General features: G+C 46.9%; 12 protein-coding genes. 6 read left to right on the top strand and 6 right to left on the bottom strand.

All coding sequences use genetic code 11. The features are described 5' to 3' along the window. The first annotated feature begins 42 nt into the window (after positions 1-42). From sigM to BXO87_RS00585, 3 genes are read left to right on the top strand one after another with little or no spacing between them, the layout of a single operon-like run. Positions 43-534, top strand: a complete 492-nt coding sequence (gene sigM, locus BXO87_RS00595; RefSeq protein ID WP_003155312.1) for an RNA polymerase sigma factor SigM — start codon at positions 43-45, stop codon at positions 532-534. Beyond that, entirely contained in the window at positions 524-1,600 is a 1,077-nt protein-coding gene (locus tag BXO87_RS00590; RefSeq protein ID WP_109955173.1) for an anti-sigma factor, read from the top strand. Before sigM ends, BXO87_RS00590 begins: the two co-directional genes overlap by 11 nt. Beyond that, positions 1,588-1,878, top strand: coding sequence for an anti-sigma-M factor (locus BXO87_RS00585; RefSeq protein WP_003155315.1), 291 nt, complete (start codon positions 1,588-1,590; stop codon positions 1,876-1,878). Before BXO87_RS00590 ends, BXO87_RS00585 begins: the two co-directional genes overlap by 13 nt. A gap of 36 nt (positions 1,879-1,914) precedes the next feature. Here the strand turns inward: BXO87_RS00585 and BXO87_RS00580 are convergent, their stop codons facing one another. From BXO87_RS00580 to BXO87_RS00565, 4 genes are all read right to left on the bottom strand, one after another. Continuing rightward, positions 1,915-3,270, bottom strand: coding sequence for a sodium-dependent transporter (locus BXO87_RS00580; RefSeq protein WP_070081565.1), 1,356 nt, complete (start codon positions 3,268-3,270; stop codon positions 1,915-1,917). Positions 3,271-3,384: 114 nt separating this feature from the next. Continuing rightward, positions 3,385-4,788, bottom strand: a complete 1,404-nt coding sequence (gene bcaP / locus BXO87_RS00575) for a branched-chain amino acid transporter BcaP (protein WP_014304702.1) — start codon at positions 4,786-4,788, stop codon at positions 3,385-3,387. A 329-nt stretch (positions 4,789-5,117) separates the two neighbouring features. Further along, a complete protein-coding gene (locus BXO87_RS00570; RefSeq protein ID WP_014417296.1) occupies positions 5,118-5,987 on the bottom strand; it encodes an SDR family oxidoreductase in 870 nt (289 codons plus the stop codon). Between the two features lie 79 nt (positions 5,988-6,066). Continuing rightward, complete coding sequence (locus tag BXO87_RS00565; RefSeq protein ID WP_024085068.1) at positions 6,067-7,170, bottom strand: citrate synthase/methylcitrate synthase; 1,104 nt, start codon at positions 7,168-7,170, stop codon at positions 6,067-6,069. 109 nt (positions 7,171-7,279) lie between these two features. Here BXO87_RS00565 and BXO87_RS00560 point away from each other — a divergent pair, with 109 nt between their 5' ends. Beyond that, complete coding sequence (locus BXO87_RS00560) at positions 7,280-8,155, top strand: LysR family transcriptional regulator (RefSeq protein ID WP_015239479.1); 876 nt, start codon at positions 7,280-7,282, stop codon at positions 8,153-8,155. A gap of 68 nt (positions 8,156-8,223) precedes the next feature. Here the strand turns inward: BXO87_RS00560 and BXO87_RS00555 are convergent, their stop codons facing one another. Beyond that, the gene (locus tag BXO87_RS00555; RefSeq protein ID WP_007409272.1) at positions 8,224-9,048 is read right to left on the bottom strand and encodes a C40 family peptidase; all 825 of its coding nucleotides are present in this window, start codon (positions 9,046-9,048) and stop codon (positions 8,224-8,226) included. 458 nt (positions 9,049-9,506) lie between these two features. On the opposite strand from BXO87_RS00555, the gene BXO87_RS00550 reads away from it, so the two are divergent. Then, positions 9,507-10,886, top strand: a complete 1,380-nt coding sequence (locus BXO87_RS00550) for an alkaline phosphatase (protein WP_038457437.1) — start codon at positions 9,507-9,509, stop codon at positions 10,884-10,886. Positions 10,887-10,923: 37 nt separating this feature from the next. Here BXO87_RS00550 and BXO87_RS00545 read toward each other — a convergent pair whose 3' ends face one another. Then, the gene (locus tag BXO87_RS00545) at positions 10,924-12,330 is read right to left on the bottom strand and encodes a SpoVR family protein (RefSeq protein ID WP_038457436.1); all 1,407 of its coding nucleotides are present in this window, start codon (positions 12,328-12,330) and stop codon (positions 10,924-10,926) included. Positions 12,331-12,499: 169 nt separating this feature from the next. On the opposite strand from BXO87_RS00545, the gene BXO87_RS00540 reads away from it, so the two are divergent. Then, the gene (locus tag BXO87_RS00540) at positions 12,500-14,014 is read left to right on the top strand and encodes a mechanosensitive ion channel (RefSeq protein WP_038457433.1); all 1,515 of its coding nucleotides are present in this window, start codon (positions 12,500-12,502) and stop codon (positions 14,012-14,014) included. Positions 14,015-14,045: the final 31 nt, after the last annotated feature.

Genomic DNA, 14,045 nt, shown 5'->3' with positions numbered 1-14,045 from the left:
AACCTTTCTTATGCGTGTATAACATAGAGGGGAGAAAAGGCAGTGACGATCGATGAAATTTACCAAATGTATATGAATGATGTTTACCGGTTCCTGCTCTCCATGACAAAAGACAAGCATCTCGCTGAAGATTTGCTGCAGGAAACCTTTATGAGGGCATACATACACATTCACTCCTACGACCACAGCAAAGTAAAGCCATGGCTTTTTCAAGTGGCGAGAAATGCGTTTATAGATTATGTCAGAAAACATAAAAAGGAAGTGACCATTTCCGATGACTTAATTGGGAGCCTTTTTCAGACGGCTGTTCAAAGCCCGGCTCATCAGATTGAAATCAAGGAAGTGCTGACAGGGTATATGTCCGAACTTCCCGACAATTATCGGGAGGCCTTAACACTGTATTATTTAAAAGAACTGAATTACAAAGAAGCATCCCATATTATGAATATTTCAGAGGCTAATTTTAAAAGTGTTTTATTTCGTGCCAGACAGCGGCTGAAAGCACTTTATAATAGAGGTGTTAATGATGAATGAAGAATTTAAAAAGCGTTTTTACCAATACAAAAATGGAGAAATGAGCGACCGGGAAATGGCCGCCTTTGAAGAAGAGCTGGAAAAGCTTGAAGTCTATCAGGAGTTGATTGAAAGCGAAATGCAGGACGACCGGGAATGGGACGTCGGCATCAGCCCGGAAAAACAGAAGGCCATTTTGTCATACGGAAAACGCAAATCGTATTTGCGGATTTCAGTTCTCGCCGTCATCTCCACTTTGATGATTTTGCCGCTTTGCACTTTGGGAAGCTACCTCTATTACGGTCTGGGAGGAAAAGAAAGCACCGGCAATCAATTAATGGAAACCGCAGCCGTGACGGTGGCGACCACCATGCCGAACGTCCTCGTCGATACCTCCGGACTGAAAAGCCAGGTGAAGCTGTTTGGAATGAATACAGAGTTTCCGCTGCAAAAGCAGATCGGCACAAAAACGAAATCCGTCGGCGGGGAACGGATTGAAATGTTTTTAGATAAGGTCAAATCGCCTGCCGTTAACTACTATGATCTAGACGCGGCACAGTCAAAACATTATTTCGCCCATCCTTCCGGCTTAAAGGAACGCACGATTGACAAAGCCGGACAGACATTAAAAAAATTGCCTGAAGGAAGCGTGGCGGAGGTCTATCTTTCTTATGACCGGGCCTACCCTTCTTCTCAAGTATATTCAACTTTTAAAAAATACGATGTGAAGTTTTTATGGAACGCGGTCGAAACGGAGAAAAATCTGAAAGACAGTCCTTATGCCGAGCCGTTAGGATTTCCCGGGAAAGATTCCAAGATGGTGTCCTCTTTCGAAACGCAAGGACAGACAGACCGTGAACAATTTATCAATGCCCTTGAATTTATGTCCCGCCATAAAAAATGGGCTCATGCAATATCGAAACGCAAAGACATGAATCTGGGCAGCCGAATCGATTATGTTGAACATCACGGAATGAACGTATACGGCTCTGTCGTGACGGGGCCGACAAAAGAAATCGAACGTCTGCTGAAAAACAAAACAGTAAAAGCAGCAAACATCGGTGAGGTGGAATTATGGAATTGGTAAGAATTTTTAAAGAGCATAATGTTTTCGGCTGGATATCAGTCGGTACCGCGATTTTGTCGCTGCTGCTTTTGAACGTGGCAATCATCAGCAATGTGACTTTCTATTCTTATCAGATGCTGCCGTTTGCGATGGCCGCCGTGCCGTTCGGCATCATTGAGCTGTTTATTAAAAAAGGACGGACGGGCCCGGGACTGCTCGGTGTCATCCTCAACCTTTTCGTCATTGTCTGTGTATATACGATCGTTGCCGTTGATACGAATCTGCAATTCGGTTTTTAAACATAAAAACAGGCCCTTTTACGGGGGCCTGTTTTTTTAAAATGGAAGAACGCCGATTAAATGCAGCAATACGACGATGATAGCCAGCGGCACGAGATATTTCAGAAGGAAATACCACACCTGAAAGAAACGATAGCCGATGGCGGAACCGCTTTTCATCTCGGCGAACAGCTCCCGCTTCGGTATTTTCAGCGGGATGAAGATTGATATTAATAAAGCGCCGAGCGGAATCAGCACATTGCTCACTGTGAAATCCGCTAGATCAAAAAACGTTTTTCCGAACAAATGAACATCACCGAGAACACCGTATGATAAACACGACGGAATTCCGACTAAGAAAATGAGCAGACCGCTTGTCCACGACAGCTTCTTCCTTTTCGTTTCATCACCTTTCCCGACAGTCGCTACGATAATTTCCACCATCGAAAAGGCCGAAGTCAGCGCGGCGAAGAAAAAGACCGCCAGAAAGCTGATAAAAAACAGCGAGCCGAACGGCAGCCGGTCAAACACAGCCGGCAGTACGGTAAACAGCAGTGTAGGCCCTTCATCCGGTTTAAAGCCGAACGAAAAAACCGCCGGAAAAATGGCCAGTCCCGCAAACAGCGTGACGAGCACATTCATCACAACAATGGAACCCGCCGATCCCGGAAGGTTTTGGGTTTTCGGCAGATACGAACTGTATGTCACCATGACCGAAACGCCGAGCGTTAATGTAAAGAACGCCTGTCCTAAAGCATATAGGATGGATTCCGGCGTCAAATCTTCAAAGTGCGGAACCAATAAAAATCTAATCCCCTCAACGGCATGATCGAGCGTGACTGATCGCAGCACAAGCAATAGAAACAGCACGAATAAAACCGGCATCAGCACCGCACTGACACGTTCAATCCCTTTCTGCACGCCTTTTGCGACGACCGCCACTGTCAAGATCATAAATACAAGCTGCGCGGCGAGAGTCTGGATCGGATTTTCAATGACCGTCCCGAACACCGTTCCGTACTGCTCCTGAGTGAGCCCGGATAAAGAACCCGTAACAGCTTTTAACACATAAAGCAAAATCCACCCGCCGACAACACTGTAAAAAGACAAAACTAAAAAACAGGCCGCCACACCCACATAACCCGTGAGGTGCCATACCGACTTCGGCGCGGCTTGTTTGTAGGCATCAATCGCATTTGTCTGGCTCCGTCTTCCGAAAATAAATTCACCGAGCAAAAGCGGATAGCCTAAAAGCACGGTAAAGAGGACGAATACAAGAAAAAAAGCGCCTCCTCCGTTCGTACCCGCTACGTAAGGGAACTTCCAAATGGCTCCCAGGCCGATCGCCGAACCGGCAGCGGCCATAATAAATCCTATTTTTGAGGCCCATTGAACCCTTTTTTGGTCAGACACGACTTTCCACTTCCCTTCCGCCCTATATTATCCCTTATTCGCTGCGATAACTTAAGCCCATTTCAATATGTTTCATTATTCCGAAAAATAAAAAGGAGCGGCGGGTGCCGCTCCTTACAAATCTCCGTTTAATTTCGAATGCTTTCTCGAATATAAGAAATAAATCACCAGACCGATGATCAGCCAGATAAAGAAACGGAATATGGTGGTGGCGCCAAGGTTAATAATCAAAAATACGCAGAACAGAATGGATAATATCGGAATAAAGGGAACCCCCGGACATTTAAAAGCTCTTGGCAGATCAGGCTGTTTCTTTCTCAATACGATAACCGCTACTGAAATCAGGACAAATGCGGCAAGCGTGCCGATGTTCACCAGCTTCGCCAGCTCATCAAGCGGGACGAGTGAGCCGAGTAATGCCGACAGGATGCCGAACACCCATGTCACCACGTGCGGCGTTTTATGCTTCGGATGGACTTTTGAAAGCGCTCCCGGCACCAAACCGTCACGGGACATGGCAAACATCACCCTCGTCTGGCCGTACAGCATGACGAGCATCACCGTTGTCATTCCCAACACTGCACCGATATCAATAATCCCGGCCACCCAATTCTGTCCGGCCATCTGCAGGACGAGAGACACGGGATGGTCAACGCCTTCAAAGCGGGCAAACGGAACGACGCCCGTCATAATCGCCGATACGGTCACATACAGCACAGTGCAGACGATTAATGAAAAGATAATTCCTTTCGGCAGATCCTTCGCCGGATTTTTCGTTTCTTCAGCGGCGGAAGAGACGGCGTCAAAACCGATAAAAGAGAAGAAAACGAGCGCCGCGGCACTGAAAACACCGCCGAACCCCATCGGTATAAACGGCTGCCAGTTGTGAGGTTTGACATATACGGCCGCAACGGCGATAAACAATAGAACAACCAGAACCTTCAAAATGACCATAATATTATTGACCCGCTTCGATTCCTTAATGCCTAAGTAGAGGAGGAATGTAATCGCAAGCACGATAACAAATGCGGGGAGATTAAAGAATGTGACCGTGCCTTTAATGGATCCCGGCGCGGCCGTTAATGCGGTCGGAAGATGAATGCCGAAGCCCGCCAAGAATGATTGAAAATAGCCGGACCAGCCGACCGAAACCGCGCTGACGGCGAGCATATATTCCAAGATTAAATCCCATCCGATGATAAATGCGAGAAGTTCACCCAGTGTCGCATAAGTAAACGTGTAGACGGAACCGGAAACCGGGACGCTTGAAGCAAATTCGGCATATGATAAAGCCGCAAATAAACACGCAAGAGCGGCGATGACAAATGAAACGGTCAGCCCCGGCCCCGCCGTGACAGCGCCTGTTCCGGTTAATACAAAAATTCCCGTTCCGATGATGGCCCCTATCCCCAGAAGGGTCAAATCAAAGGCCCCTAACTCTCTTTTCAGCGACTTTTCCCCGCCCGTTGCGGCAAGCAGGTCCTGAATGCTTTTCTTTCTGAATATGCTCCCCTTCATCTGCTTCACTCCTTGTAAATCAATATATGTTAGAATATTCAGACAACAATAGCAATAATGACTAAATTCTTATTTTTCGCATGAAATGTTTCAGCACATCATTCCTTTCTCCTACACCATATTATAGCGAAAAATATAAAAATGAAAATAACTTTTTTGAAAATTCTATATATTATTTCAGTTTTCATAAAACAGAACTCAGCGGATTCTCCGCTGTGAAATATTAACATTAGTAATTCAGCTGGCGGCTTCTATTTTTTAAAAATCGTATTCATATGTAATCAAATAAAAATCCCGCCCTTTTAAAAGCGCGGGATAAGACTTGCTTATTATGTTGAAATAAACCTGCCTCCATTTACGTGAATGGTCTGCCCAGTCATATAGGAAGATTCGTCTGAAGCCAGAAGCACATAAGCTCCTGCGTGTTCCGCAGGCTGTCCCGGTCTTCCCATCGGAGTGTCCAGACCGTGCTTTTCCACCTTTTCTTCAGTAAACGTTGCCGGAATCAGGGCGGTCCAGATCGGCCCGGGGGCCACCGCATTTACTCTGATCCCCTGATCGGCCAATGACATCGCCATTGAACGCGTAAAGGAAACGATGCCGCCTTTCGTGCACGAATAGTCGATCAATGATGTGTCTCCCTGATAAGCGGTAATCGACGTTGTATTAATGATGGCGCTCCCTCTTTTGAGATGAGGCAGCACAGCTTTAGTCATATGAAACATAGAAAACATGTTTGTACGGAATGTCTTCTCCAGCTGTTCAGCCGTAATATCAAGAATCCCGTTTTGCGGATGCTGCTCAGCCGCATTATTAACGAGAATATCTATTTTTCCGTAGTGATCTAAGACTTGCCGGACCGCCTTCTGACAATGCGCCTCATCACCGACGTCTCCCGGAATTAACAGGCATTCGGCCTGGTATTCTTCCGCACGCTTTTTCGTTCTCTCGGCATCGGCATGTTCGTCTAGGTACAGGATGGCAAGATCCGCCCCTTCCTTCGCGTAAGCGATCGCAGCCGCTGCGCCGATGCCGCTGTCTCCGCCCGTGATGACGGCGACTTTTCCTTTTAATCTGCCCGATCCTTTTACATCCGGGTCCTCCAAGAGCGGTTTTGGCTCCATGTCTGACTCAATGCCGGGCTGGCGGTTTTGCACCTGCGGCTTTTGTCCTTCCGTCTGTCTGTCCATCGGATTCATATTCTCACACTCCTGCAATTGGTATTACTGAGACGATACCACGCAGTGCGGGGAGTTAAACGGACAAATATGCCGGTAATTAAAGCTGCTGAGCCGTTTCGGGAAAAGCGCCGGTGTATTTCGCAGACGGCCTGTAAATCATGTTGTCAGCGGACTGTTCAAGCACATGTGCGCACCAGCCTGCCATTCTGCTTGCTGAAAAGGTCGGCGTAAATAAATCATTGTCGACATCAATGGCCTGCATCACAGCCGCTGCGTAAAACTCCACATTCGTATACAGCTTCCGTCCGGGCTTATATTGCTCTAACAAGCGGATGGCTTCCTTCTCCACATAAAGCGCCAAGTCAAGCGACGGATCATTTCCTGCCACTTCTTCAGCCTTTATGCGCAGCGCTTCCGCCCGCGGGTCTTTTGTTTTGTACACCCTGTGCCCGAAGCCCATCAGGCGTTCTCCCCTCATAAGCTTCGCTGTCAAATACGCTTCTGCATTTTCTTTTTCCCCGATGTCTTCAAGCATTTTCGTGACACCTGAAGGAGCGCCTCCGTGCAGCGGCCCTTTCATCGTACCCAGTGCGGCAGTGACGGCAGACACTAAGTCCGATTCAGTCGAAACGGTGACTCTCGCCGAAAAAGTCGATGCATTCATCCCGTGCTCCATCGCCAGAATCATATACGTCTCAAGCGCTTTCTTTTGGGCTGCGGACGGCTGCCTGCCTGTCAGCATATACAAATAGTTTTCAACGTGTCCGTATCGCGCCTCAGGTGACAGCGCTTCCTGCCCTTGTTTACGGCGGTATCTGTACGCAATAATCGTCGGTGTGACGGCAATCAGTTTAATCGCTTCTTCCGGCTTGGGCGGATATGTAAATGAATCTGTGCCCAAACCCGAAACAGCCGTTCTCAGCACCGCCATGTCGTCCATTTCATCCGGAAGCGTTTCCAGTAAGCCGATCAAATGTTTCGGAAGCCCGCGCTCGGCTGCAAGTTCTTCCTGAAACGCAAGCAATTGCCGCTCATCAGGAAGCGCCCCGTTCAAAATGAGATACGCCGCTTCTTCAAAACTGAATTGCAATGCGATATCCTTCGCGTCATAGCCGCGATATATTAAATGCCCCTTTTCTCCGTCAATGTGGCTGATCGCCGTTTCTGCACAAGTAATCCCTTTCAATCCACGATAAATCAATTTCATTCCCCCTTATCCTCTTTCTGTTATTATAGTAAATATAATATTTAAAAAATAATGAATATTTTTAAGGGAATTAATTAAAACTTTTAATCAGAGGAGTGCATCTATGGATTTTAAATGGCTTCACACCTTCGTCACCGCGGCAAAATACGAGAATTTCAGAAAAACGGCGGAAACGCTTTTTTTATCTCAGCCGACCGTCACCGTTCATATAAAATTATTAGAGAAAGAAATCAGCTGCAAGCTGTTTCAGCGGAGCGGCCGGAAAATACAATTGACGGAAGAAGGAAAAGCATACGTGCCGTTTGCCATGAGACTTTTGGAAGACTATGAAAACAGCATGGCGGAGCTGCACAGGGTGCGCCAGGGCTACTCGCACACGCTGACACTCGCTGTTTCGCCGCTTATCGCCGACACCGTTCTCCCGTCTGTCATGAAGCGTTATACAGAGGACAATAAAGAAACCGAAATGACGGTCACCATTTTCGAATCGGAAGAAATCGCCTCTCAAATCAGAAACGGCTCAGCCGATATCGGACTGAGCTGCTTAAAGGTGCAATCATCTTCCCTCACTTGCCGTCCCCTGTACAATGACCCAGTTGTCCTCGTCGCGCCACCCGGCCGAAAACCCGGGACAGGGAAGGCGGATGAAGTGAAAGACCTGTTCGGACAATATCTGCTTTTGACCCATAACCATCCTGACTATTGGGATGATTTGCTCCGCCAGGTCAGAATACAGTTCCCTTTCGTCAGAACAATGAAGGTGACACAGACGCATATTACGAAACGATTTATTAAAGAGGGGCTGGGCGTCTCATTTCTGCCGCTGTCAGCGGTACGGTCCGAACTCGCCGCAGGCAGCATGATTGAAATTCCGTGCGAATTCGCCCAGATGCCGAGCGCGGGCGCGTACGCCATCGCCCTCTATGAAAATGAAAAAAAGAAAACCTTTTTAGATTTTTTATCACATTTTCATTTTTAGGTGAAACAAATGGAGCTCTGCCCCGTCTAAATAAAAAACCCGTTCGGATGAACGGGTTTCTCTCACTGCTAGAATCTTTTCGCGCCCAGGTAGCGCGGCTTCCAGTAGCTGTTATTCAGATCACTTGTTGTGACGCCGTCAGAACCGGCATGGATGAACTTGTTATTTCCGATGTACACACCCATGTGTGAAGGGCCGGCCTGATATGTTGTAAAGAAGACGAAGTCTCCTCTTGACGGGCTGGACACGCTCTTCATTGAGCTCCAGTATCCCGCAGTGCTTGTTCTGCCGACACTCGTCTGTTTGTTTAACAGGTACCAGATAAATCCGCTGCAGTCAAAGCCGGAAGTCGTTGTTCCGCCCCATACATACGGCGTGCCGATTAAAGATTGCGCATCAGAAATCAGCTTGTTTACATTCAGGCTCGTCTGTGCAGCATTATGGCTGGATGAAGGCTGCTTTGATGACGAAGATCCTGAAGACGTTGAACCGGAAGTTGATCCCTTTACTTTAAGAACTTGTCCTATGCGGATCAGGTCCGTTTTTAAACCGTTTAAACTTTTTAATTGGTTTACCGTCATTTTATATTTATTCGCAATTTTCCAAAGGCTGTCGCCTTTTACGACTTTATATGTAGACGATGATGACTTGCTGCTTGAGCTTGAACCTGAGGATGATTTTCCGTTAATCGAAAGCGTCTGACCGATGTAAATGATATCCGATTTTAATTTGTTCTCAGATTTAATGGAATTAATTGACGTTCCATACCGATTTGAAAGTCCCCATAATGTATCGCCTTTTTTTACCTTAATCGTTTGCGCAGATGCCGCGCCCGCAAACAAAGTCGTTCCCAAAACCACTGCCGTTGTTGCTGTAACAAGTTGCTTTTTCATATTTTCCTCCCTGAATGATTCTATCTATTTTATGTGTCTCTTTTTTAAAGTTTTTATCTGTTTCCTATTATAAGGTTCAATTTCCACTAGAAATAGACTTGACTTCCCGTGACAAATTTCTTACTAATTCGTTTTAGAAAAAAGTTTTTAAGGGTATTAAATATTTCAATTTGATTTCAAACGTGACGAAAAACGAGTCAATTTGTCATGTTTTTTTCCTGTGATCATCGTATTTTGGAAAAACAAAGCAGTTTACTTTCCAAATAACTCCTTGTTAAAAAAATCCTCATCTTTTTCAAAAAAGTGAATGGTTTTCACTCTTTCTTGAAAACATAAGTTACACCGGAATTTACATTTCTAACAATGTTTCACCTGAAATTTACAGGAGAAACAGGCGCTCTTTACAAACACCCCCTACCATTAGACATGCAGACACGATTAAAGGAGGACGAGTGAGAATGAGTCTATTTAAACAGGTTCGATCAAAACTTCTGCCGGCGGCAGCCGTATCTGTACTGACAGCCGGTCTGATTGCGGGCGCGGTGCTTCAGCACTCCGAACAGGCTGCGGCAAAAAAACAGCCTGACAAAAACGAGATCAGAAACGTCATCTTCATGGTCGGCGACGGAATGGGCGCTCCCTATATGAACGCCTACCGTTCGGTCATTAACAAAGGAAAGCCTTCGGATGGTATGAAACTGACGGCATTCGATCCCAATCTCACCGGTATGATGATGACTTATCCTGACGATCCTGATTCCAATATTACCGATTCCGCGGCGGCTGGCACGGCCATGGCCACAGGCGTGAAAACGTATAACGCGGCGATCGGAGTCGATAAAAAAGGAAAGCGGGTAAAATCCGTCCTCGAAGAAGCGAAACAAAGAGGGAAATCCACCGGACTTGTCGCAACTTCGGAGATTGCGCACGCCACCCCTGCGGCATTCGGAGCCCATAACAAATCCCGAAAGAACATGGATGACATCGCAAGCAGCTACTTTGATGACCGCATCAACGGAAAACAGAAAGTCGATGTGCTCCTTGGAGGCGGCAAGTCAAACTTTATCCGTAAAGACCGCAATGTAACAAAGGATTTCAAAAAAGCGGGATACAGCTACGTGACATCAAAACAGGAGCTCAAAAAGGATCGTAACAAGAAGATTCTCGGCCTGTTTGCCGATGGCGGACTCGACAAAGCAATCGACCGCTCGAACGCCGTCCCTTCATTAGAAGACATGACAACGGCAGCGATCGACAGGCTGAACAAGAATAAAAAAGGGTTTTTCTTAATGGTCGAAGGCAGCCAAATTGACTGGGCGGGACATGACAATGATATAGTCGGCGCAATGAGTGAAATGAAGGATTTTGAAAAAGCGTATAAAGCAGCAATCGCATTTGCCAAAAAGGACAAACATACGCTTGTCGTTGCCACGGCTGATCATACCACCGGCGGATTGACGATCGGCGCGAATGACGATAAAAACTGGCATGTTGAACCGATTCTTGCCGCCAAAAAAACACCGGCGTTTATGGCTGACCAAATCAAAGCGGGTAAATCCGTATCTTCCGTGCTTGCGCGTTATACAGACCTGAAATGGTCAAAAGCGGAAATCAAACAGATCGAAACGGCCTCAAAACAGGATGCTGACAAGAGCGTCTACAAAGCGATCATTAAGCTCTTTAATGCGAAAACCAACAGCGGCTGGACAACCGGCGATCATACGGGCGAAGAAGTTCCCGTTTACGCATACGGTCCGGGAAGAGAGTCATTTACGGGGCTTTTAAACAACACGGATCAGGCCAAAAAGATCTTTCAGATCCTAAGACACGGAAAATAAAAAAGGATGCGGGGGGTTCCCCGCATCCTTTCTTCTTTTACAGATATCTCCGGTGCACTCCTTTGCCGTCATACGAAAACATCACTTCTCTGTCTTCAAGAACAGATTCGATGTGCACGCTCCTGCCCCACAGCTGGTACAGATACGGCAGCACTTTCTCCAAATATTTCAGATCAAGCTCAATTCCCTCATACCAATGTTTAATATAAAGCTCATTATTCTTCAGGTAATCCCCGTCATTGACGGTCAGGTAAGGAAATCCCCCGTTGACCCGCATGTTCACGAGCTGATCTCGCACGGCCTTCCATTCTTTGTCGATCACTTTATAGTCCCTGCCCTGCTTTTGGAATAAATACAAATCCTCACGCATTACGAGATCTTTCGTCAAATAATTGCGGATAAATGATATATCCGATTCAATTTCCCTGACCTCAAACATTTTCTCGCGTCCGGAACCGGGCTTTACTCCTGTTTTTTTCATTTCATCTGTCGGGTTGTCATAACGCTCTTCAATGTCTTCAAAAATTTTCAGCCCTAAATAATACGGGTTGATTCCCGTTTTTGACGGCTGAACGACGCCTGCGTTCAGCTTCGCAAATTCGATGGCTTCATCTGAAGTCAGGTCAAGCTCGCGGATAATCCGCTGATGCCAATAGGATGCCCAGCCTTCGTTCATGATTTTCGTTTCCAGCTGCGGCCAGAAATACAGCATTTCTTCTCTCATCATGGTTAAAATGTCACGCTGCCACGGTTCAAGCTCCCGCGAATGTTCTTCGATAAACAGCAGAATATCTTTTTCCGGCTGGGGCGGAAACGGTTTTTTCCCTTTTTTCTTTTTCACCTGCTTCGGCTTACCCATTCCCCATAAATCATCGTAAGGCGATGGTGCGGTTTCTTCTTCGTCCTCCTCTTCGTCATCGACGCTCCACAGCAGCTTCGGCCTGACGAGCGACGGATCGATATGCTCCTGAACCGCCAGAATGGCATCTAAAAAGGACTCCACCTCTTTTATCCCGTGAATTCTTTCATAATGCTTAATCCGCTCCGCCGCAGCCGCCATACTCTCAACCATGTCCCGGTTCGTATTTTGAAAGCGGCAGTTATGTTTGAAAAAATCACAATGGGCAAGAACATGGGCTACAATTAATTTATTTTGGATCAGCGAATTGCTGTCCAGCAAAAAAGCGTAGCAAGGGTTGGAATTAATGACAAGTTCATAAATTTTGCTCAAACCGAGATCATAATGGAGTTTCATTTTATGAAATTGTTTGCCGAAACTCCAGTGGCTGAATCTCGTCGGCATGCCGTACGCGCCGAATGTATAAATAATTTCAGCCGGGCAAATTTCATATCTCATCGGGTAGAAATCAAGGCCGAAACCCTTCGCAATGTCGGTTATTTCCTCAATTGCCCGCTGTAAACCTTTTGTCTCCTCCGCGTTCAACCGAATCCCCCCTACTTGGACTTATTTATAATGTATGACCCCTCCTCTCAAAAGATGAAATAACAGACCGGTTTCCGGCTGAAAACTTTCGGCACATCCGCGCCGTTTGCTTTATATGTAAGTGGGTAAAACACACACCATACCCCAAAAAGAAAAGGAGCGATTCTACTTGAATACAGCAGACATGCTTACGACGTATCTCAGCAAACTCCCGAATCTGGTCATTGCACTGCTCGTCCTGCTTATCGGCTGGGGCATTGCCAAAATCATTGAAAAAGCCGTATACAAAGGCCTGCAAAAAACAAAAATTGACGACAGACTGTTCGCCGAAAAAAAGCCGGCGCGCTATTCCTCAGAAAAAGTCATCAGTAAAGTCATTTATTTTATCGCATTAATCATCGTTTTTATTCTATTCTTTAACATTCTGCATCTGACAACCGTGGCTTCGCCTTTTGTCAGCATGCTGTCAGCGATAACGGCGGCTGTGCCGAGCATTTTAAAAGCCGGCCTGATTCTGCTGTTGGGCTGGGCGGCCGCTTCGCTTTTCAGCTATCTCGTCAAAAAAGCGGGCATGAAACTCGCTGAAAACGGCCGGTTCAGAAAATGGACAATGGTTTCTGAAGAAGCGGAGATGAGCAGATCCGTTACGGCCGCTTCACGAATCGTTTTCTACTTCGTCTTGCTCTTGTTCCTGCCCGGCGTCTTGGCCGCTCTCCAAATCAAAGGAGTATCAGGGCCGTTTACAAATATGATCCAAAGCGTTTTGTCCTTTATACCGAAAGTATTCGCCGCGGCGCTGATTGTTTTAATCGGCTGGCTTGTTGCCCGTCTCGTCCGTGATATCGTCACAAACTTTCTGGCGAGTATCGGCACGGAAAGGCTCGCCGCACGTATGGGGCTTTCTATTTATCTGAAGGATACAAGCCTGTCGGCAATCATCGGAACGATTGTCTACGTGCTGATTTTCATTCCGGTGATCATTTCTGCGCTTGACCGGCTTGATGTGGCGGGTATTTCTGAACCGGCGTCAGCCATGCTGCACACGGTCTTCACAATGCTCCCTAATATCATCATCGGTATCGTGCTGATCATCGCCGGCATCTGGATTGGAAAATGGGGCAACAGCATTGTATCCGGGCTCTTGCACCGGGCCGGTTTCGACTCTCTTCTCGGTAAAATGGGCTTTGAACAGGCGGGTACCCCGAAGCTGACGCTTTCTCAGACGGTCGGCATGATTGTTCAGATCATCATCGTCCTGCTCTTTACGGCAGAGGCGCTGCAGCTTGTCCATCTTGAATTTCTCGTTGTTATCGCAACAGGTATTATCGCTTACCTGCCTAATGTTCTGGCCGCTGTATTTATTCTCGGAATCGGGCTTTTGGCCGGACAGCTCGTCAGCAGGCTGCTTGCCGGCATGCTGAGCGGAAAGGAATTCAGATTCCTGGCGCCGCTTGCGAAATATACCATTATCACTCTCTCAATCTTTATGGCGCTGGATCAGCTCGGTGTCGCCGACACGATCGTAAATGCCGCGTTTATTCTGATTCTGGGCGGTTTCGCGCTTGCCTTCGGACTTTCATTCGGTCTTGGCGGAAAAGAATTTGCCTCCCGTTATCTCGCAAAATTGGATCGCAAAATTGAAAAACATCAATCGGCTGACGATCGTAAGCCGCCGATGTCTTAACAAAAAAACGTGTGCTCAGAAGGAGCGCACG

The organism is Bacillus sp. GZB (assembly GCF_001975995.1).
Classification (GTDB): Bacteria; Bacillota; Bacilli; order Bacillales; family Bacillaceae; genus Bacillus; species Bacillus velezensis.
Note: the sequence above shows the minus strand (reverse complement) of the source record. Positions and strands in the feature narration are given on the sequence as shown.